The sequence below is a fragment of the Lentisphaera marina genome (genome assembly GCF_028745505.1).
GTDB classification, from domain to species: domain Bacteria; phylum Verrucomicrobiota; class Lentisphaeria; order Lentisphaerales; family Lentisphaeraceae; genus Lentisphaera; species Lentisphaera marina.
Genome location: NZ_JAQZZL010000001.1, coordinates 1,502,384 through 1,527,245 on the forward strand (window position 1 = coordinate 1,502,384; position 24,862 = coordinate 1,527,245).

General features: G+C 39.3%; 27 protein-coding genes. 11 read left to right on the forward strand and 16 right to left on the reverse strand.

The window, feature by feature from the left end:
* The first annotated feature begins 24 nt into the window (after window positions 1–24).
* Genes nadD through PQO01_RS06240 form a run of 6 tightly spaced genes read left to right on the forward strand, consistent with a single transcriptional unit; the run spans window position 25 to window position 4,377 of the window.
* On the forward strand, window positions 25–648 hold the full coding sequence (nadD, locus tag PQO01_RS06215) for a nicotinate (nicotinamide) nucleotide adenylyltransferase (protein ID WP_274313169.1): 624 nt from the start codon (window positions 25–27) through the stop codon (window positions 646–648).
* The gene (rsfS, locus tag PQO01_RS06220; protein ID WP_274313170.1) at window positions 641–1,045 is read left to right on the forward strand and encodes a ribosome silencing factor; all 405 of its coding nucleotides are present in this window, start codon (window positions 641–643) and stop codon (window positions 1,043–1,045) included. Before nadD ends, rsfS begins: the two co-directional genes overlap by 8 nt.
* A 51-nt stretch (window positions 1,046–1,096) precedes the next feature.
* Entirely contained in the window at window positions 1,097–2,062 is a 966-nt protein-coding gene (locus PQO01_RS06225; protein ID WP_274313171.1) for an endonuclease/exonuclease/phosphatase family protein, read from the forward strand.
* Window positions 2,059–3,012: an alpha/beta hydrolase gene (locus PQO01_RS06230; protein WP_274313172.1), complete on the forward strand. Its 954-nt coding sequence runs from the start codon at window positions 2,059–2,061 to the stop codon at window positions 3,010–3,012. The genes PQO01_RS06225 and PQO01_RS06230 overlap by 4 nt, the downstream gene beginning before the upstream one ends.
* Window positions 3,009–3,749 carry a pseudouridine synthase gene (locus tag PQO01_RS06235; RefSeq protein WP_274313173.1) on the forward strand — a complete coding sequence of 247 codons (741 nt, stop codon included), beginning with the start codon at window positions 3,009–3,011 and terminating at the stop codon, window positions 3,747–3,749. Before PQO01_RS06230 ends, PQO01_RS06235 begins: the two co-directional genes overlap by 4 nt.
* Window positions 3,739–4,377, forward strand: coding sequence for an HAD family hydrolase (locus tag PQO01_RS06240; protein ID WP_274313174.1), 639 nt, complete (start codon window positions 3,739–3,741; stop codon window positions 4,375–4,377). Before PQO01_RS06235 ends, PQO01_RS06240 begins: the two co-directional genes overlap by 11 nt.
* On the opposite strand, the gene ahr is transcribed toward PQO01_RS06240, so the two are convergent.
* The 4 genes from ahr to PQO01_RS06260 all read right to left on the reverse strand — a co-directional run bounded on the left by ahr (window position 4,374) and on the right by PQO01_RS06260 (window position 7,382).
* A complete protein-coding gene (gene ahr, locus PQO01_RS06245) occupies window positions 4,374–5,375 on the reverse strand; it encodes an NADPH-dependent aldehyde reductase Ahr (protein ID WP_274313175.1) in 1,002 nt (333 codons plus the stop codon). The genes PQO01_RS06240 and ahr overlap by 4 nt on opposite strands.
* Before the next feature lie 48 nt (window positions 5,376–5,423).
* The gene (locus tag PQO01_RS06250; RefSeq protein WP_274313176.1) at window positions 5,424–5,555 is read right to left on the reverse strand and encodes a hypothetical protein; all 132 of its coding nucleotides are present in this window, start codon (window positions 5,553–5,555) and stop codon (window positions 5,424–5,426) included.
* A 70-nt stretch (window positions 5,556–5,625) separates the two neighbouring features.
* Window positions 5,626–6,873, reverse strand: coding sequence for a riboflavin synthase (locus PQO01_RS06255; protein ID WP_274313177.1), 1,248 nt, complete (start codon window positions 6,871–6,873; stop codon window positions 5,626–5,628).
* Window positions 6,873–7,382, reverse strand: coding sequence for a DUF2062 domain-containing protein (locus PQO01_RS06260; RefSeq protein WP_274313178.1), 510 nt, complete (start codon window positions 7,380–7,382; stop codon window positions 6,873–6,875). Before PQO01_RS06260 ends, PQO01_RS06255 begins: the two co-directional genes overlap by 1 nt.
* A 172-nt stretch (window positions 7,383–7,554) precedes the next feature.
* Here PQO01_RS06260 and PQO01_RS06265 point away from each other — a divergent pair, with 172 nt between their 5' ends.
* From PQO01_RS06265 to PQO01_RS06280, 4 genes are read left to right on the forward strand one after another with little or no spacing between them, the layout of a single operon-like run.
* On the forward strand, window positions 7,555–7,740 hold the full coding sequence (locus tag PQO01_RS06265; RefSeq protein WP_274313179.1) for a Trm112 family protein: 186 nt from the start codon (window positions 7,555–7,557) through the stop codon (window positions 7,738–7,740).
* A 2-nt stretch (window positions 7,741–7,742) separates the two neighbouring features.
* Window positions 7,743–8,216 (forward strand): transcriptional regulator NrdR, encoded by a 474-nt coding sequence (gene nrdR / locus PQO01_RS06270; protein ID WP_274313180.1) that lies wholly within the window; start codon window positions 7,743–7,745, stop codon window positions 8,214–8,216.
* The gene (locus PQO01_RS06275; protein ID WP_274313181.1) at window positions 8,197–9,099 is read left to right on the forward strand and encodes a hypothetical protein; all 903 of its coding nucleotides are present in this window, start codon (window positions 8,197–8,199) and stop codon (window positions 9,097–9,099) included. The genes nrdR and PQO01_RS06275 overlap by 20 nt, the downstream gene beginning before the upstream one ends.
* A gap of 46 nt (window positions 9,100–9,145) precedes the next feature.
* Window positions 9,146–10,846: an ATP-binding protein gene (locus PQO01_RS06280; RefSeq protein ID WP_274313182.1), complete on the forward strand. Its 1,701-nt coding sequence runs from the start codon at window positions 9,146–9,148 to the stop codon at window positions 10,844–10,846.
* 5 nt (window positions 10,847–10,851) lie between these two features.
* On the opposite strand, the gene PQO01_RS06285 is transcribed toward PQO01_RS06280, so the two are convergent.
* The 6 genes from PQO01_RS06285 to PQO01_RS06310 form a co-directional block, all read right to left on the reverse strand.
* Entirely contained in the window at window positions 10,852–11,427 is a 576-nt protein-coding gene (locus tag PQO01_RS06285) for an LON peptidase substrate-binding domain-containing protein (RefSeq protein ID WP_274313183.1), read from the reverse strand.
* A gap of 14 nt (window positions 11,428–11,441) precedes the next feature.
* Entirely contained in the window at window positions 11,442–11,972 is a 531-nt protein-coding gene (locus PQO01_RS06290; protein WP_274313184.1) for a shikimate kinase, read from the reverse strand.
* A gap of 1 nt (window position 11,973) precedes the next feature.
* Window positions 11,974–14,274, reverse strand: coding sequence for a phosphoenolpyruvate--protein phosphotransferase (gene ptsP, locus PQO01_RS06295; protein ID WP_274313185.1), 2,301 nt, complete (start codon window positions 14,272–14,274; stop codon window positions 11,974–11,976).
* A gap of 195 nt (window positions 14,275–14,469) precedes the next feature.
* Window positions 14,470–15,624: a hypothetical protein gene (locus tag PQO01_RS06300; protein WP_274313186.1), complete on the reverse strand. Its 1,155-nt coding sequence runs from the start codon at window positions 15,622–15,624 to the stop codon at window positions 14,470–14,472.
* Between the two features lie 6 nt (window positions 15,625–15,630).
* A complete protein-coding gene (fabG, locus tag PQO01_RS06305) occupies window positions 15,631–16,362 on the reverse strand; it encodes a 3-oxoacyl-ACP reductase FabG (RefSeq protein WP_274313187.1) in 732 nt (243 codons plus the stop codon).
* A gap of 3 nt (window positions 16,363–16,365) precedes the next feature.
* Window positions 16,366–17,340, reverse strand: coding sequence for a hypothetical protein (locus PQO01_RS06310; protein ID WP_274313188.1), 975 nt, complete (start codon window positions 17,338–17,340; stop codon window positions 16,366–16,368).
* A gap of 105 nt (window positions 17,341–17,445) precedes the next feature.
* On the opposite strand from PQO01_RS06310, the gene rph reads away from it, so the two are divergent.
* Window positions 17,446–18,159, forward strand: a complete 714-nt coding sequence (rph, locus tag PQO01_RS06315) for a ribonuclease PH (RefSeq protein ID WP_274313189.1) — start codon at window positions 17,446–17,448, stop codon at window positions 18,157–18,159.
* 4 nt (window positions 18,160–18,163) lie between these two features.
* Here the strand turns inward: rph and PQO01_RS06320 are convergent, their stop codons facing one another.
* From PQO01_RS06320 to PQO01_RS06345, 6 genes are all read right to left on the reverse strand, one after another.
* Window positions 18,164–18,976: a hypothetical protein gene (locus PQO01_RS06320; protein WP_274313190.1), complete on the reverse strand. Its 813-nt coding sequence runs from the start codon at window positions 18,974–18,976 to the stop codon at window positions 18,164–18,166.
* A gap of 45 nt (window positions 18,977–19,021) precedes the next feature.
* Complete coding sequence (locus PQO01_RS06325; RefSeq protein ID WP_274313191.1) at window positions 19,022–19,513, reverse strand: D-glycero-alpha-D-manno-heptose-1,7-bisphosphate 7-phosphatase; 492 nt, start codon at window positions 19,511–19,513, stop codon at window positions 19,022–19,024.
* 1 nt (window position 19,514) lies between these two features.
* The gene (gene aroC / locus PQO01_RS06330) at window positions 19,515–20,627 is read right to left on the reverse strand and encodes a chorismate synthase (RefSeq protein WP_274313192.1); all 1,113 of its coding nucleotides are present in this window, start codon (window positions 20,625–20,627) and stop codon (window positions 19,515–19,517) included.
* A gap of 123 nt (window positions 20,628–20,750) precedes the next feature.
* Window positions 20,751–21,821: an SGNH/GDSL hydrolase family protein gene (locus PQO01_RS06335; protein WP_274313193.1), complete on the reverse strand. Its 1,071-nt coding sequence runs from the start codon at window positions 21,819–21,821 to the stop codon at window positions 20,751–20,753.
* A gap of 8 nt (window positions 21,822–21,829) precedes the next feature.
* Window positions 21,830–23,302: an endo-1,4-beta-xylanase gene (locus PQO01_RS06340; protein WP_274313194.1), complete on the reverse strand. Its 1,473-nt coding sequence runs from the start codon at window positions 23,300–23,302 to the stop codon at window positions 21,830–21,832.
* Between the two features lies 1 nt (window position 23,303).
* The gene (locus PQO01_RS06345) at window positions 23,304–24,689 is read right to left on the reverse strand and encodes a sulfatase (RefSeq protein WP_274313195.1); all 1,386 of its coding nucleotides are present in this window, start codon (window positions 24,687–24,689) and stop codon (window positions 23,304–23,306) included.
* Between the last annotated feature and the right edge of the window lie 173 nt (window positions 24,690–24,862).

Consider the following 24,862-nt stretch of genomic DNA (forward strand, 5'->3'; position numbering starts at 1 on the left):
TTCTAAAGTATAGGATCGAGAAAATTGGAAATAATTGAAACTGCAGTATTGGGCGGAACTTTTGACCCAGTCCATAAAGGTCATTTAGCTTTAGCGTATGATATTCTTGAAAGAGAATTGGCGCAAGAAGTGATGTTTGTTCCCTGTGCTCGTCCCCCCCATAAGAGTGGCCAGAAAATCAGTTCGTCTGAAGATCGTTTAGCTATGCTAGATTTGGCAATCAAAGATGAAGAAAGATTTTTGATCTCCGATTACGAGATCGAAAATAACTATCGTGAATCGTATACCATTCATACTTTAACTGCACTCAAATCTGCTATGCCATCAAGACGATTCAAACTCGTTATTGGTATGGATAATTTAGAGATCTTACACACTTGGTATAAATACGCCGATATTATTAGAGATTATCCAGTGATCACTTATGGTCGACCTGGTGTTAAAAAGCAATTCCAATTTAACTTGATCGAGCGTTTTGCTGGGCGACAAGTCGAGAATTTAATGCGTGGGATCATTGATGATGGGCCACAGAATAAAATTTCGTCCACAGAAATTCGTGCGGGAATTGCCAAGGGAAATTTAAACGAAAGTCTAGTAATTCCAGAAGTTATGGAATACATAAAAGACAAGGGATTATATAATGAGTAAAATTAGTTCAGAAGATAAAGCAAAACTCATTGCTGATCTATGTGAAGAATTAAAAGCTGTAGATATTAAAACAATTGATGTTAGAGAGAGTTCCACAATTACAGATTTTTATATTGTATGTACGGGTAATTCAGAGCCACATTTAAAGGCCATTGCTACTAAAGTCCACATGGAATTGAAGCATCAGGATATGGATTATAATACCGTGGATGCAGATGAGCAGAGCCACTGGGTAGTGCAAGATTATGGAAATGTTATCTTGCATATTTTTCATCCGGATGCTCGTCGTCATTACAATATTGAAGAGTTTTGGTTGCGAAATACGCAAGATAACCCTTGGGATTGTCCCGAGAATCAAATTCTCCGTGATGAGTTGATGCGTCGTAATACTTATTGATTAATGAATGCAGGTTTTTTTAAGCTTTTGCTCTTAATAACAACTGTGTTTATGCCAGTTGTAAAAGGGCAAATAAAGCTTAAGCCTGAATCGGTTAAAGTTCTTTCTTATAACCTATATAATTACAACCCCTCTCACTCATCTTATCAACTTAAGAGTTCCGTTTCCCGAAAAGCGACAGCAAGCGTTATTGCAAAAATTAATGCAGACATTGTTTTGTTGTCAGAGTTGGGGCATGGCAATTCTTTGGATGAATTACTAGTTGATTTAGGTGAGAGAAATGTTTCTTATCCTTTTACATCTATAGTTGATGGCCCCGATTCTTTAAGAAGGTTATGTGTTTTGGCCAAGTCTGCACCAGTGAAAGTTGATCACCGTACAAAGGTGAAGTTTAAACTAAAGGGCGAAGAAGTCTCGGTATCTCGTGGTTTTGCCTATTGTGTTTTTGAATGGCAAAACTCTTATCGCTTACATTTTATTGGAGCTCATTTAAAGTCGAAAATCCCTAGTCCCTTAGGGCAGACTGATATGAGACGTTATGAGGCAAGGCAATTGCATTACTTAGTAGCTAGTATCCTTAAACAAGAACCTGAAGCCAATATTATTGTGGCAGGTGATATGAACGATACTTTTGATAGTTCTCCTATTAAAGAGATTCAATATCGTCGATATAAAGACGAAAAACGTCTGTATGATCTTCGTCCTTATGATAAAAGTCATGCTTCTTGGACACATTACTATGACAAAAGTGATGAATATTCTCGTATTGATTATTTTTTTGCTTCCTATGCAATGCTTAACGAAATAAATTACGAAGGCTTAATGATTCCTCATTCGCCTCATTGGTTTATAGCCTCTGACCATCGCCCCTTAGTTTTAAAATTTACGCCAGAGAATAAAGATCCTCGTCCTGCTATGAAACTATTTGAAAATGCGACACGGAAAAACATACGACCACAGTATGAGAGCAAGGAGCATTTTGAGGGGCCAAGAAAAGCGAGTAAAGAAAAAAAATGAAGTTTGAGAATAAAGACGCTAAGTATGAATGTCTTCTTTTACATGGTCTTTGCGAGCATGAAGGACGAATGTATGACTTAGCTAAGTTTTTACAAAAGAATGGCTGTCAGGTTCATGTGCCAACTCATTTAGGCCATGGAGAAAGGGGCTTGAAGATTGATTCTTTTGAGGATATCCAGAACTTTTATCTCAACAACTCTGAAGATCTAGATTTACTCCGTCATAATCATGTGAGTTCGGAACTCGAAAAAGAATATCAGCAGAGTCGTGAAACGGTGAGTATGTTTTGTCACTTAGAGGAACTTGAAGCTGACCTTAAAGAGATAGAAGCTCAATCGAATAAGCCTATTATTATTGTCGGCTTTAGTATGGGGGGCTTGTTGGCTCTAGCGTTAGCTGAGCGCTATATCTCTGATCGGGTGAGTAAAGTTTTATTGATAAGCCCCGCGTTAAGGGTGAATATACCCAAAAGTAGAGGTGTACTTAAACCCTTTAGTTTGTTAGCTAATGGAGCCTTACAAATTTTTCATGAGATGCGTTATAAGCGTTTTCCTGGGACGAGAGCTTTGGGAAGATACTTGAGTCAAACTAAAATAAGCATTCCTTGCAATGAAGTTACGCCAAATGTATGTGAGTTGCGAAGAGAGCAATTTATTTTTCAGAATGATCCATTGATTGCGAAGAGAGTGCCACTTGCTTACTTGAATGCCATTCAAGAGCTGATGATTGATTTACGCTCTAAAGATATGACGGAGTTAAATGAGCGTGTGGATTTTGGCGTAGCTTGGTCATCTGGCGATAGTATTGTTAACCCTAAAGAGATAAAACGTTTTAGCAAGCAATATAAGAACAAACATATTTGTATAGATGATTATGCCTGTCACGATTTACTTCGCGCACAATGTAGTGAAAGAGTTTATAAATTTATTGAGGATTTTGTACAGTCATGAGTGGTCCACAGCACGTTAAGTTTTTATATGAAGATGAGTACCTAGTTGTTGCGAAAAAAGTGGCTAAGCTCAGTGTTCACCGCTCGGAAATGTGTCGTGATCGACGGACTCTGCAAAGCATGGTTCGAAATAAATTGGGTGGACAGTACGTTTACGCAGTTCATCGTTTAGATCGTCCCGTTTCTGGTCCAGTCTTATTTGCGAAAAGTCCAGAGATGTGTCGTGACTTACAAGTCCAATTCACTGAAAAGACAGTTGAGAAAAAATATATTGCTTTAGTTCGCGGTTGGTTAGAAGGTGAAGGGGAAGTAGACAAGCAACTTGTCAAGAAAAGTAATGGCGCGATTCAAGATTGTTTAACGCGCTATCGTGGGCTTGCTACAGCTGAAATAGATGAACCATTAGGTAAATTTGATACAGTTCGATATGGCCTTGTGGAACTGGAGCCAGTAACGGGGCGCTTTCATCAATTACGTCGCCATATGAGAGATTTAGCTTATCCGATAATTGGAGATAGCACGGATGGTGACTCGCACCAGAATCGTTTTTTTCGTGAGAGATTTGACTTGCGTCGCCTAATGTTACATTGCTTTTACTTGGCTTTTCGACACCCTGTTAATAATAACTTGATCAAGGTATACCTTGAGCCCGATAAAGAATTGAGGTACATCTATAATGAGTTAGGTATGTACGATCAATATAAACACTTAGAGAAAGAGTATAGTTGTGAAGTATAAACTTTTGATTTTTGACTTAGATGGAACTCTGATTGACACGAGAGAAGATTTAGCTGCTGCGGTTAATGAAATGAGACGTTCTTACAATTTGCCAACGTTACCTTTAGAAAAAGTAGTTTCTTATGTGGGAGATGGTGCTCAGAAATTAGTCGAACGATCTTTACAGGGACATGAACTAGACTTAGATGAGGCATTAGAAACAATGCTTGCAGCGTATAAAAAGAATATTTGCGTTTTTAGTGAATTGTACAGAGATTGTCATGAATTTCTGACGCTGATGAAATCGCAAGGGATTGCAATGGCTGTATTGACAAATAAGCCTCAGGCAATGACGGATGTAATTTTGAAAGAGTTGGACTTGGATCATTTCTTTGACCCCATTTTGGGCCCTGAGGGGGCGGGTTGTCATAAGCCAGAGCCAGGAGGGGTTTTTAAATGTCTTGAGATCAATATGGTTCAGGCTAATGAAACTTTGATGATTGGTGATCACCATACCGATTTGCGAGTAGCGCAAAATGCTTCTGTGGATAATGCATTTTTCACGAGAGGTATGGGTAATGATGGGGGGATTAAACCCACCATTACCTTTGATACTTATAAGTCTTTGGAAGCTATTTTATTAGATTAATTTTCTAGCACGATTCTATAGCGAGCTTTTCCAGATTCTAGGTGGGCGATAGCTTCATTGACTTTGCTCATTGGGAAGATTTCCACTTGAGCTTCGATTTTATGGAGTTTGGCAAACTCGAGCATTTTTGCGATACTCGCAGGACTACCAACCGGTGAACCCGAAATAGATCGTTGGCTCATGATTAATGAAAAAGCTTGAAGTTCAATGGGTTCAAGAGTGGCGCCGACAAAATGGAGTCTTCCTTTGGCTTTCAGTGTGTTGATATAGAGTTCCCAATCAAGTTTAACATTCACGGTTGAAATAATTAAATCAAAACTTCCCGCCGCAGCTTCAATTTCTTTAGGATCTCGTGAATTTAAAGTATGATGAGCTCCAAGTCTGAGGGCTTCTTCTTTTTTACTTTCGCTTGAAGTAAATGCTGTGACTTCGCAGCCCCATGCATTGAGGAATTGTAGGGCAAGGTGTCCAAGCCCGCCAATGCCAATCACGGCTACTTTTGCAGTTGAAGGTATCTCGAATTGAAGAAGAGGGTTAAAGACGGTGATGCCACCACAGAATAAAGGTCCTACTTTCGATAGCTCTAAGCCCTCTGGGATGGGAACGACACTATGTGATTTGGCGCGTACCTTTTCAGCAAAGCCACCGTGATGAGATACAATAGTTCCCTCTGCACTTCCGCATAAATTATGATCGCCTTCTGTGCAGTGATTACAGGAGCCACAAAAGCCTGAATGCCAACCTAGTCCAACGGCTTGTCCAATTTTTAGATGAGTGACAGATTTTCCTACTTGAGAAATGACCCCAGTGACTTCATGTCCTGGAATCAAGGGGTATTGACTGATTCCCCAGTCATTGTTAATCATGCTAATATCACTATGACAAATGCCACAATACTTCACATCAATTTCAACTTCATTAGATTCTAAGCTATCGGTTTCATATGATATTTCTTTTAGAGGGCTGCCAGCTTCTTCAGCAGCATAGGCTTTGATCATTTTTCTTTCCTTGTGGTTTCTTCTATAATAATGAAAAAGCCAAACCTATTAGGTTTGGCTTAAAATATGAGTCTCTATAGCTTTTTCATAATCAGTCACCCATTCATCCTTTGCACTTAATGAACTGGAGAAAATAAGTGCTAGGGCGATTAGGCTGAGGGATTTAAATATTTTATTCATTTACTTACTCCTATTTAAGTGTAGATAATTATACTCCAGCACTTACGAGAAAACAAAAAAATAAGATTTTTTAGAGGTCCCCAAAGTAATCGTCTTCGAAAAGCTCGGAATTTTCAGAAATGAGATCACTGACTTGGTAGATAGGGATTTGGTAGCGAGTTGAAATAACTATAGCTTGCTGAGGATTCATCGCTTTTCCTTCGGCATCAATTAGGCTTTGGCAGATGGCTGCGTGAGGCAATTTAGTTTTAAAGCACAACGCTACAGCTGCTTCTGGGAGACCTGGTGTAGATGAAGAATTGGCACCATAGATTTGTAGAGGGTTGATGTTGCCAGGAGTCATCCAGTTATCAATACTTAGTTCTTCAGAGCAAAAGAGCTCTATGGATTTTTTCATTGCAGCCGTTGAGTAATCGTGAAGAGAATTTTCTTTATGGTTTACCGGTAGTAAAAAACGGCGTTCTTCTGCTTTTGTATTAATTACTGGTGCAGGAATAAAGAGTTTTTCTGCTAAACCTTCAGTTACGGCGACCGTGCAGGGAGTGCGGGAAAGTGAGAGAGCAAAACTCAAGTTGCGATCTGTGATTTTGTCTGCTGAGGAGCAAAGTGCAAATGACTCATTGTCTTGAATAAGGATGAGTCCACCTTTTTGATAGGTGTCGCAGGCGGCTTCAAGAGAATTCATTTTTTCAGAAATTGTAGTAGCGTCATTGGCAAGGTTAATCATTCCTGATTCATCTTGAAGGGCACGGCTCGTGAAGTCGACTTCGATGTTGACTTTGTCGCCTTCTTTAAGTTCACCTAAATGAGTTAGTCGCAAAGTCTCTGGAATGAGTGAGACTGCAAAGTTATAATCGCGGCGTCCAGTTATGGTGAGGCTTACGCCGTCAACTGCAATGGATCCGCGAGCAGGAATGAGGCTGGAAAATTGCTCTGGTAAGTCAATCCATATCTTTAATTGACTAGCGTCATCTACCTGACTCATAGATAGGATTGAGCCTGTATAATCAACATGGCCTAATACGGGATGGCCACCTATGAAGTCTTGTGCTTGAAGAGGTAAGTCGACATGGACTTTTTGAGATGTTTTTAAATCGACAAGGGTGGTTCGTTGAAGAGATTCTGGCCAGATATCAAATTTAAGAATAGTGTTTGAAACAATTTCAGTTACTGTTAAACAAACGCCGTCAACCCCAACAGAATCTCCGATTTGTACTTTATCTACAATGGAAGTTTCTAGTTCTAGTACGAGACCATCAGTTTTATTGCCCTGAATTGAATGGACTGAACCACTGTATTTTATTATACCACCAAACATTATTTTGCCTCTTTAGTTGACTTGAATGCGCGTTCGTTCTGTTTTCGTTTAGCGCGTTTTTTAATGACTTTATTTTTAGTCCAAAAATAAGCGAAGCTCCCTAGGATTACTCCTAGTATGGCTCCACCAGTTACAAACATTAGGACGGTACTCCCCCCGAGCTTCCACCAATCTAAGTTGATCCAAAAGGACAACTCAAAAAAATGTTTTTGACAATCAGCTAGAAATTGCTCGTTGCCAGAAATGAAAAATGAACCAATGAATAAGGCGCTAAACCAAAAAATGGGGTATGTCAGTGGATTAGAGACAAATGTTGCTAATGAAGCAATGGTTTTGTTGGCTTTGAAGATCCATGCAATAAGTATGGCGACAGGTATTTGTAATAGAGGGACTGTTAAGCCGGCAAAGACACCACAGAAAACAGAGCGAGCAATATACTCTGGAGTACCTCCCGAACGGAGGATTTTAAAAAATTGTATGCGATAGAATCGCGGGCTCAAGATGCTCATGTTTTTTTGTAGATATCGGTGGCTTTATATGTGGGTTGCTGTGGGGGCTTAGAATATAATCGGAAAGTACTTTTGTTAAAGTGGAAAACCAAAGTTTCTCATTGAAGATCATTGACTAAGAGTTAGTGTCATTCCTAATAGATGAAATAATGCGTTTTATAGGGATTAAATTGTGCAACTTAAATCAAATTTGTTAGACCTCCTCGATTGTCCAGTTTGTAAATCTGGAGAGGGCCTTGTGCAGAAAGAGACAAAATTGTCTTGTGGGAAATGTGGGCAAGAATTTAAGCTCAAGGCTTTAAATGGTCCAAGTGGTCAAGGTGTTTTGATGCCGGACTTTCTTGAGTTTGAGGAGTAATAATGCGTTGTCCAGAATGTTCGTCGACATCAAATAAAGTTTTAGAAACGCGCTTATCTAAAGATCGCAATCTTTTGCGTCGTCGCCGTCAGTGCAACTCTTGTGAAACACGCTTTTCAACTCAAGAAGAATTGGTGCGTGGCGATTTGATGGTGACTAAGTCGAGTGGGAGAAAAGAAGATTTTAACATTCAAAAAGTACGTGAAGGTTTACAATTAGCTCTTAGAAAGAGGCCTGTCAGTGATGGTGCCATTAATGAGGCGGTAGAGAATATTAAGTCTATTGTTTCGGATCGTTTAGATAGGGAAGTATTTTCTCATGAGATTGGCGAGATGGTGATGATGGAGCTCAAGCGCTTAGATGAGGTCGCCTATGTGCGTTTTGCCTCTGTCTATAGAGAATTTAAAGATGCGTCTGAGTTTATTGAGACAATTCAGTCAATGCAAGATCCAGAATATGATTCAGATCAACAATAAGCTTATACCTGTTGGTGAAAACGGTCATATAGTCAGTGCCGACCTCGGCGATTATCAGGCGGTCTTGGAATCCAGTTTTAAGAAATGTGGTTTTCACGATGCATTTATTATAGACGACATTTTGGTGGCTATGAGTTTTTTTGCGAAAAAGAAACTCGTAGAGAGGAGTGATTTAGACGATTTGCTCTACAGAGTACTTGTCGATAATGGCCTAACAGACGTGGCTGCGCATTTCAGGGTTTCCAGTAATAAGAATGTTCCTGTATTATCGGAAAGGATAAAGAGTAAAATGCAGGAATTAGATAATGTTTTTGATCCAAAAATTATCGATAAAATTGAGCAAAGACTCGAGGCTGCATCCTATGTAAAAGAAGATGTTAGCGATGCCTTTATTAATGCCGTTTGTTTGGAAGAATTACGCCTTAGTAAGATTAAACAACGACCCTATAAGTTGGGAGAGGGGTTGTTAATTCCCAATCAGAGTTTTCGCACAGTTTTAAACCTAAGTGCCGATCAGGTTGATTGGCCGCTGGGGCATTTGCAGATTGATTCTGGGGGCTATTTATTTCAATCGATTCACTTAGAGATTTTTTTAGATAACATTTTATCTGATTTGCTAATGCCACCTTTGGTGGATTTAGCATTTTATGAGTATATGGAAGACTTATGTGAGAAATCGTCTACATACCTAAAAAAAGCTCTTGAGGATTATTTGAATTCGGGTGGTGAATACGATTATTTATCGATAAAAGTACGAGTAATTCGTGATAAAAAGCTACGAAAAGAATACAAAAAGGCATTTGCTAAAGGTTTTGAACGTATTTTGAAGAAAAAATACCATGCTTTTTCAGACTTGGGTCAACTCATCTTTCATTTAGATTAATTCTAGTTCTATATTAAGCTGAATCTAAGAATTAAAAGGAGTTTCAGTGAGTCATACTGAAGTTATGTTGCATTTCATTGCAGGTCCATCTGCAGGAAAGAGTGTTTCTATCAAAGAAAGTACGACAATCGGAAGGGCGCTAGAGTCCACAATTCCTGTGGCAGATCGACGTATGTCGAGAACCCACGTAAAGATTTTTTCCAAAGATAAAATGTGGTGGATTGAGGATTTAAATAGTTCTAATGGAACATGGTTGGGAAGCGAGCGAATTACTGGTACTCATGAGCTTAAAAATCTCCAACATATTCGTATAGGTTCTTCAGTACTGGAAGTGGATTTCCCCGATAATGATCCCAGATCAAATTTGCGAATATTACATAGTATAGACCCTCTGCATTTACGTAACTTATCAATGGCAGAAGATGAGATGATGTACCCATCTGAGCACCGCCGCCTTGCTGCAATTTATGGTTTGACCGATATTATCAAGGGTGTCCAAGATGAGGAAGAATTATTTTCTATAGTCTCACGTTATTTAGTTCAATCTATTCCGCATGCTGAAAAAGCCTGTTTGTATCTGCTGAATGATAGTGATGAGTACTTATCTCCGACAATGGGGATTGATGACCAGTATCAACGTTTAGATAAATCTGAATTTCCCGTTAGTCGTAAAATCTTAAATTATGTTTCCATGAATTTAAAGGCTGTTTTGTGCGTTTATAATATTCGTGAAATTAAAGATGCAACTCAATCTGTGGTGATGGGGCGTAACCAGCAGTTTTTAGTGGCGCCATTGATTCATGAAAGAGAATTGTTGGGAATAGTATGCATGAGTTCGTCTTTCGTCGGAGATGAACTGAGTTTTACTGAAGCGGATTTACAGTTTTTAACTGGTGTGGTATTTACGACTGCTAGTCATTTGTTCAGTCTTCGCTTAAATCAACGTACAGTCGAGTCTGAGCGTCTAGCTGCCTTAGGGAGTACCGCTGCAAGTTTATCACATTATATAAAAAATATTTTAACAGGAGTCGATGGTTGTCTTTATCTCATGAGGATGGGTATAGATGAAGAAGATTCGAGTCTGATGAATGATGCCTGGGGAGTTCTTTCTCGGAATCATAAACGTCTGTCGGGCTTGATGTTGGATTTGTTAAATTTAGCCAAGGAATCAAGTTTGAATATCCAGCCACATTCATTGACTGAATTGATTGTAGAGGTGGTTGATTTACTTCAGCAGGGTTTTGAAAATCGAGGTATTGAACTGAAGGTAAGCGACCAAGTTAAGTTTAAGAGTTTGGTAGTAGATATAGATTCTATGGCGATGCACCGTGTCTTTTTGAATTTGTTGAATAATGCGGCAGATGCAATTGTGGGCAAATATAAAGGAGAAAAAGGTGGACGCATGGACCTGCGCGTTAATTTATCACAGTCTGAACAGTTACTTGAAGTCGATATAATTGATAATGGAGAAGGGATTCCAGAGGAAATGAAGTCTCGAGTCTTCGAGGTTTTCTTTACTGGTAAAGGTGACGCAGGAACAGGTTTGGGTTTAGCCGTTTCTAAAAAAATTATCGAAAGTCACAAGGGTAATATAAGTTTTTCGTCTGACGCCAATGGTACAGTTTTCTCAATTAGGCTGCCTGTACACCAAAGACAAAACAACACACGTTTGATTGATTTGCCGGAGGATTTTCTTAATCATTTAAATGATGTAGAAAAAAGAGGGAATAAGACAAAGTTGGAATGATTTTGTTACTTCATGAAACTGTCGATCAGTTTTTGGTAGAGTTCGTAGAGAGATTTGTACTGTAAAAGTTCAATTTTTTCCTCTCTATTTTTAGGTGAACTGAAGCACAGGTAATGTAGGAATTTCGCAATTGAAAAAGCTTCCATGAGTTCACTGTAAAAGTGAGGAGGCATATTTGGGAAATTCTTTTTAAGTTTGATTTGTAAGGCATTTTTTATATTCATTTCTTCTTCGGTAGAGATAAATTCTTCATCAACATATTCAATAATCGAATAAGCATTTGTATGTTCGTCGAATTTACTTTGATTCAAAGTTTCTAGCTGTACTCGCTCTCGAGCTTTGATGAGTAGTTCCCAAACACCAGAGTTTTGTTTGTTAAAATCTTCTATAGTTACAAGACTAGCGATTTTATGGATGGATTCGTTATTGTCATCTCTAGTGTAAGCAAGTATGAAATCGCCAGGAGAATCTAATAAGCTATTTATAGTCGTTTCATATTTTTCCGGGATATAGATTCGTGTTTTGACCCCTGGGAAAACTATGGCTGATTGAGACGCAATAATGTTTAATAAAGGCTTCAATATTACAATTGCCTTTACTCTTTAGCGTATTCTTGAGCGAGAAATTGGTCTTTGTAGTTTTGGATGATGTTAAAGATTTCTTCAAGGTTGTGTTCGTAGACATCAATCTTTAGGTGGCTAGATTCTTGATAAAAGCGCTCCCTTGACTTCATCATGGTAGAAATTTCTTCTAAGCTCTTATCGCCTTTAAGTAGAGGGCGATTACTGCGTTTCGCAGTGAATTTTTGAACGTTCTCTGGAGAAGTGTTGAGCCATACGACGAGGCCAGCTTCTTTGAGGGCTTTGCGATTCTCTGCGCGAAGTACGCAACCACCACCAGTGGCAATAATAGTATTATGATAGTTTTTACAAAGCTTAGTGACATAGCTTTCTAGATCACGGAAGGCCTTTTCCCCTACAGTTTCAAAAATTTTTGGAATAGTCATTTGAGCTCTTTGCTCTATTTCGTGATCAAGGTCAATGACTTCTCTTTTTGTACGTGTGGCCATGTATCTGCCAAGGGAGCTTTTTCCACTGGCCATAAAGCCAATTAAAATAATATTCATGTCAATAGTCTATGGAGATTTTCTCTCTTTTGTAAAAAGCTTTTACTAAATCAATGACTTCTTGTTGTGTCGTACATTTTAAAGCTTTGTCTGCTAATTTCGCACATTTCTTCGAGTCTAGTTGAGAGGTGAGGTGTTTGATTTTGCTGATTTGCATGGGGGTCATGGAAAAGTCAATAAGGCCGATGCCAATCAAAATGGGAGTTGCTAAAGGGTTGCTGGCGATTTCACCGCAGATAGAGACATCTTTGTTCTTACTGTCACATGTATCAATAATTTTCTTTAAAACACGTAAGATTAAGGGGTGCATTGGGCAAAAATAGCGAGAAACTTTTTTGTTGCCACGATCTACAGCAAAGAAATATTGCACGAGATCGTTCGTACCAATGCTCACGAAATCAAAATAATCTAACATTTCATTGAGTTGGCAGATAGCTGAAGGCATTTCAATCATCGCCCCTAAAGGTGGCACGGTGAATTTACGACCATAAATTTTACGAAGTTCTGCCATTTGCTCTTTGATAATCTTTTTAAGGGCAATCACATCTTCATAATGAGCGATCATTGGGAAAAGAATTTTCATATTTCCTCGTTGAGAGGCGCGCAACATAGCTCGTAAATGAGGTATAAAAATATCGGGATGCTCGAGTAGTATTCTAATGGAGCGATAGCCCAACATGGGGTCATCTTCGGACCCATGGTCGAAATAGGCGAGAGGTTTATCTCCGCCGATATCTAAGGCTCGGATGATGACAGAGTTGGGTTCACCTAGTTTGGCAACTTGACGAAAAATTCTGTATTGCTCATTTTCAACTGGAAAATTTTCGTGCATCATAAACATGAATTCAGTGCGATATAAGCCGACGCCGTCATTTTGTACTTTGTCTAGAAGCTTAAAATCACTAACCATACAGATGTTGCCACGCATTTTAATGGAGAGTTCATCTTTAGTCAGGGTAGGTAGGTTAACTGTGGGGTGTTCAATATTAATAACGCCAGCAGATAAACGTTCTTCATACATTTTAAGTATTTCATCGCCCGGGTTGATAACGATAGATCCATCGTCGCCATTAACTAAGAAGTTGTCGCCTGCTTGGCAGAGTTCGTCAATGTCATTGACTCCCATGACTGCAGGAATTTGCAATGAACGAGAAAGAATTGCTGTGTGAGAAGTTGTGCCGCCATGAGAGCATACAATGGCTAAAATGTTTTCGTTTGGAATACGCACTAAGTCCGAGGGCATGATTTCTGGAGCAACTAGAATAACTTTTTGCTGGCTGATTTCTTGTTCAAGTCCTAGGCCCTGGAGTTGTAAAATGAGGCGGATTCCAACGTCGAGTAAATCTAAGGCGCGTTCACGCAGTTGAGGTAGACGTGCTTCTTGGAATTTTTTGATGTACTTTTCAACAGTATTTTTTACAGATGCTTCCGCAGTGTAGCTGTAGAAGTCGATGCCAAAGTACATATCTTTGATAAAGTTTTCGTCTTCAAGTAAAAGTAGTTGAGCAAAGAAGATTGAAGCATCAGCTTCAATGAAAACTTTTTGAGCACGTTCTTGGATATGAATAGTTTCTTCACAAGCAAGTTTGAGGGCTTCTTCTAAGCGGCCAGTCTCTATTTGCCTGTTTTCGCCCGTCTCTAAGATGATTCGATCCCAGATTTCTCTTGAATTAAGCATGCGAATGGGGCCATAGCTCACGCCAGGTGAGACAGCGGAACCTTCGAGTTTTAGGTCGCTGTGGCTGTCGACTTCATCATTTTCTAGCGCTTGTGCAATATCATCTTGTTCTTGTATGGTGTGGTCAGAAAGTACTCTTTGGAGGCCTTCTTGAGAGACTAGTATGGCCATTTGTGATGCGAGGGTGTTAGCTAAATCAACAATCTTTTCATCAATTAGATCACCTGAGAGAGTTTGTATTACTAAACAACCTAAAGTCAAGCCGCTACTATCAATCATAGGAACACCTAGGTACGATTGAAATTTCTCTTCGCCAATCGAATTAACCAAAGTGAACATTGGGTGTTTCATTGGTTGAGTTAAGTTGATAGTATTCTGCTCTCTAAAAACGAGGCCAGTAAGTCCTTCTTCAGTTGAAAAAGATACTTTAGCTTTTTTAACAAAGCCGGTGTTAGCGCGGAGGTTTAGGGTGTTTTTCTTATTATCAACAGTGTAAATACTGCAAACATCAATGAGCAATTTTTCACACACGAGTTCCGTAACCTTTTGCAAAATATTTGCAGCTGGCTCGTGTTTCAATATGGAGTTGGTCACCTGCTTTAGTATGTCAACAATATCACTCAAATGATTCTCTTATCCTTTTTATAAAAAATACTCTGCTAATTATAGCATTTCTTTCCTTAGAAAAAAGAAGAGCACATAGGCTTATGCCTCATAAAACTTTAGATTTTCTTCGTAATCGAGCCTAAAACTAAGTGGAAGCTAACCCTTAAAGGCGTTTTATGTGTGATTTTGGCTATACGAAAATGTATAAATTCTTTATTTCCATTCGAGATTTATGAAAAATAGAGCTCGGAATTGTTTCTTAGAGGCTGTTCTAGAGTAGTCAAATAATACAGGACGGTCAAAAATTCTTGGTAGAATAGATAGATAATAATGTTTGTCGCTGGAAGATTGGTTCAACAAAAGACTCCATAGCAGTGAGGTTGAGGAGTAATCATCTTTCCGAAAACCTTTTATTATTGCCAATAAAAAGGAGTGTTCCGAGGCATTTTTATCTTTGTATAGATAGGCTAATAAAGGGATGTAAAATTGACGACTTTCTTGTTTTTGTCTTGGGTGAAAGTCAATGGCGGTAAGCCATTGGTCGCGCGAGGACTTTATAAAGCCTTTGGAAATTAATTCACGCTCTATATCAGCAGAGTGCGCTGCTCCCCAAGGAATAAAAATTCTATTTATATCCCCCCTATTTAGTTCTTCGTTTAATACTTCAAATAATTTTTTGTTTCTAGAGGAGAGTATACCTGGTAAAATTGCATGATCTTTTTCTTCAACGCTACGCATGTGACCAAATAGTAATTTACGATTTCTACTTAATTCATCAAATTTTAAGCTGTTGACGATACTTGCGCCACTCAGCTGATATTTCGTGTACAAAGCTAAGTTGTTGATTTCGCCTCCAACTATAATGAAGGGTAGCGAAATGAGTTGCATAAGCGAGGTGAAAATATTACCTTCTTTGGAGAATTCTCTTAAACTTAAGTCAGCATTTCGTTCTTTGCCTCCTTGACGAAGGTAGAGGTTTTGTGGGACTAAATCATTGTAATAGTTTATTCGAGAATAGTATGAACTTATATACTGAACTAGAAAGTGATGTGGTGAGACGCTGGCCTTGCCATGGACGCCTTCTGTGAGGCTTAGGTCATGTTTGAGGCCAATATGATGTACTTGGTCATAAAAGCTACCGTCCGCCATATGTACCATTCCTAAGATTGATACACTTTTTTTAGTTTCGGGATGGTGGAAGCGAGCCAGCTTACAGGATAATGCTTCAGGAGAACCTTTTTCACCTATGGCGTATATATAAGACTGCTCAGGTATATCTTCGAGCTCTTTGGCATAAATTGTATTTTTCGTCTGGCAAGATGAGCATAGTGATACGACTATGCCCAATAATGCGACTAATTTACTCATGAAGGCTTAGAGACCACCGCTTACTTCTAGGGTTGTTCCCGTGATGTAGCTAGCTTGTTCCGAAGCGAGGAAGCTGACGCAGTTCGCAACTTCTTCAACAGTGCCAAATCGTTTCATGGGTATCTGTTGTTTGTATTCATCAACCAATTTTTCTGGAAGGTCTGCAATGAGGTCAGTGCCAATGAAGCCTGGCGAAATACAGTTCACTGTTATTTTTCTTTTAGCAACTTCTTTAGAGAGCGAGCGAGTTAAACCAATTTGACCTGCTTTTGAGGCGGCGTAATTGGCTTGTCCAGCAAAGCCAAAGTGTGAGCAAGGTGATGTGATGTTGATGATGCGACCATAGCGCTGGCGAGACATTTTCATTACGGCAGCTTTACACATGTTAAAGGTGCCTGTTAAGTTGATGTCCAAGACATTCTGCCAGTCATCTGTAGGCATCATGGCGACGATGTTGTCTTTTCTAATCCCAGCATTGTTAACTAAGACATGAACTTTTTCAAATGGAAGACGTGCAAAAAAGTCTTCGCAAGCCTTGGAGTCGGCAACATTGAAGCAGTCCGTGAAGATTTGCTCTTTGTACTCTGCGTTGGCTGAAATGAATTCCTCTGCAGCTACTTTGTTTCCACTATATGTGACGAGTACATTAGCGCCTTTTTTAAGAAAGTTTTCGGCAATTCCTTTGCCTATTCCACGAGTGCCACCAGTAACGATGACATTTTGTTCCTTAAATTCCATTTTTTAGTCCTGTTGTTCAGATTTTAGGATGAGCTGCATGAGGGTTGGTGGGTTTAGGAGGGAAGGCCCGTCCAAGTCCTTTGGTGTAATACCATGTGATTTTAATGAAGAACGTAATATTCTATTTTTAATAGACTGATCTAAAGAGCAAATTTCATTGATCTCACTTAGCTCTATAGATGTTTGTGCAATACTTTGTTTTGGGGCTTTTGAATAGAGTTGCAGTATAAGATCACTGATGGAGGCGGGGTTCGTTTTCGAGTCAGTTGTCAAGGTGATTATGCTGTTGGCTAATTGCTTTTCTTTTTGTGCGATTGTTTTACCACGACTAAGTTGATGGTAGTAGATTTCGGCACCACTTTTACTTTCGAGTTGTAGTCTAGCATTGAGTTGATCGATTTGTAAAAGGGTAATCATTCTTAGGCGTGCAATATTTTCATTTGCTTTTTGAACGAGAGACCTTTTTTGGGTATTAAACCACTGCTTCATTTCATAAGTCTTTACACCAGTGTTTTTGGGGAAAGCTTTTAGCATTTCCTTCTCTGCTACAAGCAATTCTTTATGGCTCAGAGTTCCTGTGTGAACTTGCTGCTTGGTTTTTTGGAAATTTTCTAAAGCAATTATAGTTTTTCTAGTATCCTCTAATGATTCCGATATACCAAATTTTTTAATATGTTCAGAGATGAGTTCGCTTGCTTCGTGGAATTTCTTTCCTTCGAGCAGTTGTTTGCAGTTTTCTAGGAGTGCAACTTCGTTATGGCGTTGTTGGATTTTTTGAAGATGGAAGTTCTCCTCTGCATTCATTTCGTCCAGTTTTTTGCTGAGTGCTTCTGAATTGTTTTGTTCTACATGATCGAGCAATTCAGAATAGTTTTCTATGGTCTGTGCGTAGTCACTTTTCGTGTGCTTTTCATCTTTACATGAGTTTAAGCCTAGTAATAAAAAGCTAAAAAAGAAGATGGTTTTTGTTGTAGTCATAGAAGATGGGGGAATCGATAGAAGAAAGTTGGAGTTTCACGTTTTTTTATTTACCTCGCAACTTAACTTGAGGGACTTAAAAGTCAACTTAAAAGGAATTCTAAAATGAGAGTAGATGGACGTCACAATAATCAACTAAGAGAGATAAAATTTGAACTTGGATTTGTTAAAAATTCATTGGGTTCAGCATTGTCAGTATGTGGCTTAACAGAAGTTATTTGTACCGTGAATATAAAGGATGGATTACCTTCGTGGAAAAAATTGGGTACAGGCGGCTGGTTGACGGCGGAATACCGTATGCTTCCAGGAGCAACGCACACACGTTCAAAACGTGAGGGCGCGGTAGGAGGAAGGTCATCAGAGATTCAAAGGTTAATTGGTAGGACTCTACGTGCGGCTGTGGATTTGGACAAACTTGGAGATAGAACTATTCAAATAGATTGTGATGTCTTGAATGCAGATGGTGGAACTCGTTGTGCTTCAATCAATGGAGCGATGCTTGCTTTAATGCATGCTTTGAGCCAAATGGAGCAAGATGGTGTGAACGTGGATGGTGTTATTAAGTCACCTTTAGCAGCAATTAGTGTTGGTGTTGTCAAAGGCGAAGCTTTGCTCGATTTGTGTTACAAAGAAGACTCGGCTGCGGATGTGGATATGAATGTAATCATGACTGCCACAGGAGATTTTGTTGAAGTCCAAGGCACGGGTGAAGAGGCTGTCTTTAGTAGGCAAGAACTCAATGAGCTCTTGGATGCTGGGGAAAAAGGAACTCGCGAAATTAGTGCAGAATTTGCAAAGATTTACCCAAAGTTCTTTTAGAAATTTAAGCGTGATAGTTTTTAATCACTTCCCGAATCGCATTGCGACTAGGGAAGGGGCCGGATATTTCTTCTAAGCCTTCAAGGTTGTACATGAACCACTTTCCACGTTTACGATACACATAAACTTGTTCGGGAACGTCGAAAGCACCTTCGCGATAAGTTATGTATATGGCGGGAGATTTCTGTACTTGGTGCATTTTGCCTTGAGTGTATTTTTTTTGCAAGACTTTATGGTCGAGAGAAAAAGATTCGAAGCCATTGCCTTCGTAGGGGAAAAATTCAAAAAAGCCAAGTTGTGCAATGTCTTCTTGTAAACTCTTGGATTTGATTGCAGCCTTTGCAGCTTTACGGTGTTCCATTAGTTGCATGCTTTTGGGCTCTAAATCCTCTAGCTTTGAAACAGGGCTCAAGCGTATGACAGGTTGTAAAAGAAGAGCTAGGATATCCAAGATAGCGGCGGGTTCACTTTGGAACTTTTCATAAGTTTCTTCATACCCAATATAAGACCAATCAGTGTAAAGATTTGAAAGTTCTTTAGGTGACCATTGTTCCACGACTTCATATTCGCTAGCAGCAATAGCGTATAAGGAAATTCCTTCACTTAAATCCATAGTTAAACTTAAGCAGGGTTCAAGGCTCCAATATTCGGGGTCGTTGACCTGAAGTTGCCTTGGGTTAGTTTCATTGTGCCATGGATTGACTCCCCATACCCAAAATTTGACTTGAGGACGTCCCAGTACATCGTCGGAAACACGCGCAAAAGAGAGTTGGTCATTTAAGCGAAAAAAGCCTGATATGTAAAAATTTCCGAGCATAATAGTGAGAGTTTTTTGTCTTTACTTGTGTTTTTAGGGTAGGAATTAAGGAGCGAGGATTAATTTTGCGGCATCCGCAATAGTTTGAGCCTCAGATATTTCATAAAAAGTTTTTATGCCTGCCGCCTCAGAGGCTAAGCGATCGCTTTCTTGGTCACCTAACATAATGCTTTGGCTGAGTTCAATATCGCCAAAATCTTTTGCTGCTTGAAGGAGCATACCTGGTTGAGGTTTGCGACATCCGCAGTTTTCATCGCGATCATGTGGGCAGTGGTAGATTTTGTCAAAAAAACCGCCCTCATTTTTCAAGGATGATTGCATTTGTTCATGCAGTTCGTCGAGTTTATCTTCACTAAACTTACCTAAGTTGATACAGCGCTGATTGGTAACTAAAATAAGGCGGTAGCCTGCTTTTTTGAGAGCGGCAATCCCAGAGATAGCACCAGGCATGAATTCAAAGTCATTCCAATTCATTACCCAATTGCCCACTAAACGAACATTGACGCAACCATCGCGATCAATAAAAATGGTTTTCATTCTAAGGGGCATCTCCAATGGAGCCAGTTTGACTTGGGCACTGAGCTCTCCAGCGTAAGAGGTGGTCGGCAATAACGATGGCACACATGGATTCTGCAATAGGGACAAAACGTGGTAATAGGCATGGATCATGACGACCGCCAGTGGAAATATCTACAGCTTCACCTTTTTGATTAACTGATTTTTGCGTACGTGGCAACGAAGAAGTCGGTTTTACTGCGGCACGCATAATGATTGTTTCGCCACTAGAAATACCACCAAGCATACCACCGTGATTATTTGTGCAAGTATGCACGCCATCTTCTGTGGGTTCAAAAAGGTCATTGTTTTGCGATCCACGCATTTCAACGACAGAGAAGCCGGCACCATATTCAAAAGCCGTGACAGCAGGAATAGACATAATAGCTTTGGCTAATTCGGCTTTTAACTTATCAAAAACAGGTTCACCTAGTCCGGCCGGGACACCAGTGATAACCATCTCAGATAAACCACCAATTGAGTCTTGGTCCTTACGAACTTCTTTAATGAGTGTGATCATTTTTTCAGCTGCTTCCGGATCGGGGCAACGAACAATGTTGGCTTCTACTTGCTCTAAAGTGATTTTTGCGGGGTCCGCAATTTGGGCAGCAACGTGGCCGACTTGTTTGACATAGGCAAGGGTATTAATACCGTGTTCAGCAATGATTTTTTTGGCTAGTGTGCCTGCGGCTACACGACTAATGGTTTCGCGAGCAGAAGAGCGTCCACCACCACGGTAGTCGCGGAGGCCATATTTTTTATCAAAAGTATAATCGGCATGGCCTGGGCGGTATTTATCAAAAATATTTGAGTAATCGCGACTTCTTTGGTCTTCGTTTGGTACAAAGATTGCAATACTCGTACCAGTAGTTTTTCCTTCAAATACACCAGACAAGATTGTCGCTGTATCAGATTCTTTACGCTGAGTAGTTACGGAACTTTGTCCAGGTTTACGACGGTCGAGATCAGGTTGTATGTCCTCTTCAGAGAATTGAATCCCTGGAGGGCAACCATCAATAATCACCACGTTACCTTTGCCGTGAGATTCTCCGGCGGTGGTGATTTTAAAAGCTTGTCCAAATGAATTGCCAGCCATAATTGTTTCCATAAGTAGGTTAAAAAATTGCGCCTACTATAAGGCTGACTTTCTAAGCATCAAGGAGCCTTGTAAATAGAGTGTGAATTCTACTTAAATATAGAAGATTAGTAGGTTGTAGATTTACTTAAGGATGGGTTTGATAATGGTGGCTAATTCCCTTGCGAGATGAGAAGCACCATACATTCCTAAATGGACGGGGTCACTAGAGTCGGGACGTAGGTCTTTGGAAGAGGTAATGCTGTCACCGGCAACGAAGAAGAGATTTTTATCGCCTTCTTGTCTTTTTTGCTGGATCAATTGCTCGAGAGCAACGCGATATTCGTCAGGGCTTACTTTAGTTTTTGGAGACTCTTGTGTTTTAGTGTAGAGCAAGCTTATGCAGACGATTTTTGTGTGGGGCTGAGCTTCGCGTGTTTGATTAAGGAAATTATCATAGGCTTCAATATATTGATTGACGGTTTTGCCCTGAAACTTGAGGTCATTGTAGCCGATCAAAATAGTAATAAGCTTAACATTGTTAAAATTTTTCATAGTGGTCGCAAGCGCAGGTGAAATTTTTCCACCTCCGACTGCTTGGTTGTAGAGCTGTAAATCAAGTTTTTTAGACAAAAGGAAAGGGTAGGTTTTGTAGGATTTTGAATCTTGTCCAACACCATGAGAGATAGAATCACCAATAGCTAAGTATTTCTTTTTTTGTTTGGAGTTATCGGCTTTTATATAGGCTTTGTCATCAATGACAAAGTTTTCTAAAATAGGATTAGAAAAACTAGGTAAGACTAGTGCATAACTTGTTTCATTACCGGGGTTGGGATTAGTGAACTCAATTTTGATTACGTCTTTTTTTTGAAAAGAAAATTCTTCGATTAATTTTCCTTCAACATACAAGGCAAAATCAGAGCCACGGTTTTCTGAATCCTTCAAAGTATTAAAATTTATGACTATCTTCTGGCTATTGGATTTAAATAAAATACTTGCTCCAGAAGTCGTTTCAGCCTTCTTTATATTGAAGCCAAGTTTTTGAGAGGTTAGCTTTTGAAATTCAATTGGAAAGCGCCTGAATTCCATGCCACTTTCTATTGCACGGCTGTATTGGGCGCCACGAATCGTGTAAGTCATTTTGTCAGCGTTAATAGTTTTGTCCGCTAGAAGAAGGGAGCTAAACGTAAGTATAAGTATTAAGAATTTTTTCATATGGACACCTATATTTTGATTTCAATGATGCGATTTTTATTTAATTGAACAGTGCGTGTAATTTCTTTGCCTTTGTACTGGAAGGTGATTTTATATCGTCCCTTGAAGACTCTTGACTTAACTAGTCCTTGTTGATTACTTTTGGCTTCAATGTCACTTGTCCATAAGTGTTTGAATAAGTACTTCCATACTAAACCGTTGGCCTGTAAGCTGCCGTCCTCATTTATCATGTAAGAAGAATAACCCCAGCTAGGCTTGCCATTCACCATGGCTTCATGGGATGATTTGAAAATGGTCCATACATAGAGTCCTTTTACTAAGCGATGACTGAAATAGGTGCTTGCCACTTGAAAGGTTATTTTGGCTCGCTCTTGCTCGGATAATTTTCTTTTTAAGTCGACAACTTCAAATTCGGTACCTTTTATAGGTAAATTAAATTTACTTAAACGTTCTAGGTTTTTATAAATTTGCTCAGGGCTGATATCGAATTTGAAGCGACTTTGGATACCTAAACCATTTAAGGGAGCTCCCTGGTCTAATAGGCTTTGAACATTGGCTTCATAAATGTCTTTAAATGAATCTTTAATTCCAGAAACAATCTGATACTCATTGAGGTAGAGTTGAACATTAGGGTCCTTTGAGGCCCTTTTTGCTAATTTAAACCATTTTACCTCTTCTTCTTTACCAAGAGTGTCCTGTACCATGTGGTTAGTTCGAGGCTCGTTAATGACATCCCACTCGCTTAATTGCCATTTTTCGACCCATGAACGAATCATTGAATTACAGGCTTGACGTAATTTAGATTTACTTGATTGGACTTTGAGAACCTCCTTGGGTAAATGTTTTTCTCCTGGCCAAATCAAGGCATGACCACGCAAAGGGATTTGGTGTCTTTTTGTCCATTCAATGGCTTTGGGAAGATGTTCCGCATGGCCGTTTTTCAATTTTGGTTTAAAAGCATTATTAAAACCAGAGGCATTAAAGAGCTCTAGGAATCTTGATTGGTAAAGTTGAGGCTTTACGTAGGGTTTAGAGCTTTTGCGGATTCCGCTAAATTGCCATATGCTCATGACACCTCCGTGATGGAAGCCATGGCTTTCGAGTTCAATATCCACTTTTGTATTGGATATGCTATTCCCTTCTTCGTCTTTGAGGACTAAAACTAAATCAGCTTTACGGTGATTTTCGACTCTTTTTTTTACTTTTTGAAACCATGGTGCTTTTTCTTGCCTCTTAATTAGACCAGCTACAGAATTATATTCTTTTGGCAAAAGTTCTTTCTTACTAATGCTTTCACTATAAGGGAGCTCTGAAATTATTAGCTTGCTGACATCTATCTTTTGTGTACTGTCCCATAAGAGATAGGTTATGATGAATGCAATTAAAGCAAGAACTATAGTGAATTTAAAGACTGAGTTGATACTGGAGCTTTTGCAAGGCTTCTGTTTTCGAGAAGAAACTGTATGGCGTGTCTTAGGCATTTTATTTGACTTTAAACATGAGTTTGCAGCCATCGCCATCTTTGCGAAGTTCTTGTTTAAGCTCTGTGATTAACTCAGCGTATTCGGGATTGTTAGCGAGATTTACCTTTTCTTCCGGATCATTTTGATAATCGTAGAGTTCGATGGCTTCTACTTGATTGGATTTAATCCATTCTATATAGCGGTACTGAGTGGTTCTGTATGAATAACCTTTAGCACCTTTACTTTTGAAGAAACTGATGGCGCCATTTTGATGTTGTTTTTCTTTGCCTTGAATGACTGCTAATAGACTACTGCCTTGTAAAACTTTAGGTACTTCAAGTCCTGCTGCATCAGATAAAGTAGGAAAAATATCCATGAGCTCTGCAGGCGTATTACTTTGCTTAGCTTTTTGTCCTGGAATTGAAATGATAAGAGGTGAACGTGTAGCTTGCTCTAAATTAGTATGCTTCCCCCACATGTTATGGTCACCTAAATGAAAGCCGTGATCACCCCATAGTACAACAATAGTATTGTTTTTTAAATCCCGCTTTTCTAGATCTTGAAGTAAGCGTCCTACTAAAGCATCGATATAAGAAACACATGCGAGATAACCATGATAAGCTTCTTTTTGTAATTCCATTGGAATTGGCCTTTGTTTTGGTATGCCATCATAGCTTCGTAGTTCGTTGCTATCGTGCCAACCATATTCACTGGCATTCTCTGCTTTCTCTCTAAACTGAGGTAGAATTAAACTTTCACGATCATAAAGGTCCCAGTATTTTTTCGGGGCGACAAAAGCTAAGTGTGGTTTTTTAAATCCAACCGCTACAAAAAACGGCTTTTCTTGTTTTTGTGCTTGGTCTAGGAGCTCAAGGCCGTTTAGAAGGATTTGTCCATCGGTCAAATCTTCATCGGCGATTTCAGGTGCTAAGGCAAAACGTTTGCCATCCTTTAATTTAATCTTGCCATAATCAAGAGTTTTGTATGGGATACTCCAAGATGCTTCATCATCTTTAACGCGGCCATCGACACAACGGGGGTCATATATTTTTCCTGTAGCCGCAGTGAAATAGCCAGAGTTTTTAAAGTGTTGGGGCAAAGTGAGTACATCTGGATTTACTGAACGCATCGATGTTTTTAAATCCATAACACCAGTACTTTCAGGGTAGAGGCCAGTCATTAAGCTAGCGCGAGAAGGGCCGCATACAGCCCATTGACAATGTGCATTAGTAAAAACAGTTGAATATTGAGCTAATTTATCAATAGATGGACTCTTAACTTGTGTATTACCATATGCCCCTAGTTCGGGCTTTAAGTCGTCAACAGCAATAAAGAGTATGTTTGGTTTGTTTGCTGAGAAAAGTGTGGTGCACATTAGCGTGCAGCTGAGTAAAAGTTTTTTCATCTTGAGTCATCCGAAAGTTGCGTTTGTTTTTAAATATCTGACATCAAGTATTATTTGACATGAATTTTGAATAAAAATGTATTTTTATTATTATGAAAAATCTATTTTTTACTGTCAACATACTTACTTGTCTTACTATTGATCTTTCATAAGAATTATAAAACTATACAGGA

What these genes read in the sequence shown, in the direction of transcription:
- rsfS (WP_274313170.1), top strand. Translation starts at nt 641, where the DNA reads ATGAGTAAAATTAGTTCAGAAGATAAAGCAAAACTCATTGCTGATCTA.
- PQO01_RS06225 (WP_274313171.1), top strand. Translation starts at nt 1,097, where the DNA reads ATGCCAGTTGTAAAAGGGCAAATAAAGCTTAAGCCTGAATCGGTTAAA.
- PQO01_RS06230 (WP_274313172.1), top strand. Translation starts at nt 2,059, where the DNA reads ATGAAGTTTGAGAATAAAGACGCTAAGTATGAATGTCTTCTTTTACAT.
- PQO01_RS06235 (WP_274313173.1), top strand. Translation starts at nt 3,009, where the DNA reads ATGAGTGGTCCACAGCACGTTAAGTTTTTATATGAAGATGAGTACCTA.
- ahr (WP_274313175.1), bottom strand. Translation starts at nt 5,375, where the DNA reads ATGATCAAAGCCTATGCTGCTGAAGAAGCTGGCAGCCCTCTAAAAGAA.
- PQO01_RS06250 (WP_274313176.1), bottom strand. Translation starts at nt 5,555, where the DNA reads ATGAATAAAATATTTAAATCCCTCAGCCTAATCGCCCTAGCACTTATT.
- PQO01_RS06255 (WP_274313177.1), bottom strand. Translation starts at nt 6,873, where the DNA reads ATGTTTGGTGGTATAATAAAATACAGTGGTTCAGTCCATTCAATTCAG.
- PQO01_RS06260 (WP_274313178.1), bottom strand. Translation starts at nt 7,382, where the DNA reads ATGAGCATCTTGAGCCCGCGATTCTATCGCATACAATTTTTTAAAATC.
- nrdR (WP_274313180.1), top strand. Translation starts at nt 7,743, where the DNA reads ATGCGTTGTCCAGAATGTTCGTCGACATCAAATAAAGTTTTAGAAACG.
- PQO01_RS06275 (WP_274313181.1), top strand. Translation starts at nt 8,197, where the DNA reads ATGATTCAGATCAACAATAAGCTTATACCTGTTGGTGAAAACGGTCAT.
- PQO01_RS06290 (WP_274313184.1), bottom strand. Translation starts at nt 11,972, where the DNA reads ATGAATATTATTTTAATTGGCTTTATGGCCAGTGGAAAAAGCTCCCTT.
- PQO01_RS06300 (WP_274313186.1), bottom strand. Translation starts at nt 15,624, where the DNA reads ATGAGTAAATTAGTCGCATTATTGGGCATAGTCGTATCACTATGCTCA.
- fabG (WP_274313187.1), bottom strand. Translation starts at nt 16,362, where the DNA reads ATGGAATTTAAGGAACAAAATGTCATCGTTACTGGTGGCACTCGTGGA.
- PQO01_RS06310 (WP_274313188.1), bottom strand. Translation starts at nt 17,340, where the DNA reads ATGACTACAACAAAAACCATCTTCTTTTTTAGCTTTTTATTACTAGGC.
- rph (WP_274313189.1), top strand. Translation starts at nt 17,446, where the DNA reads ATGAGAGTAGATGGACGTCACAATAATCAACTAAGAGAGATAAAATTT.
- PQO01_RS06320 (WP_274313190.1), bottom strand. Translation starts at nt 18,976, where the DNA reads ATGCTCGGAAATTTTTACATATCAGGCTTTTTTCGCTTAAATGACCAA.
- PQO01_RS06325 (WP_274313191.1), bottom strand. Translation starts at nt 19,513, where the DNA reads ATGAAAACCATTTTTATTGATCGCGATGGTTGCGTCAATGTTCGTTTA.
- aroC (WP_274313192.1), bottom strand. Translation starts at nt 20,627, where the DNA reads ATGGCTGGCAATTCATTTGGACAAGCTTTTAAAATCACCACCGCCGGA.
- PQO01_RS06335 (WP_274313193.1), bottom strand. Translation starts at nt 21,821, where the DNA reads ATGAAAAAATTCTTAATACTTATACTTACGTTTAGCTCCCTTCTTCTA.
- PQO01_RS06340 (WP_274313194.1), bottom strand. Translation starts at nt 23,302, where the DNA reads ATGCCTAAGACACGCCATACAGTTTCTTCTCGAAAACAGAAGCCTTGC.
- PQO01_RS06345 (WP_274313195.1), bottom strand. Translation starts at nt 24,689, where the DNA reads ATGAAAAAACTTTTACTCAGCTGCACGCTAATGTGCACCACACTTTTC.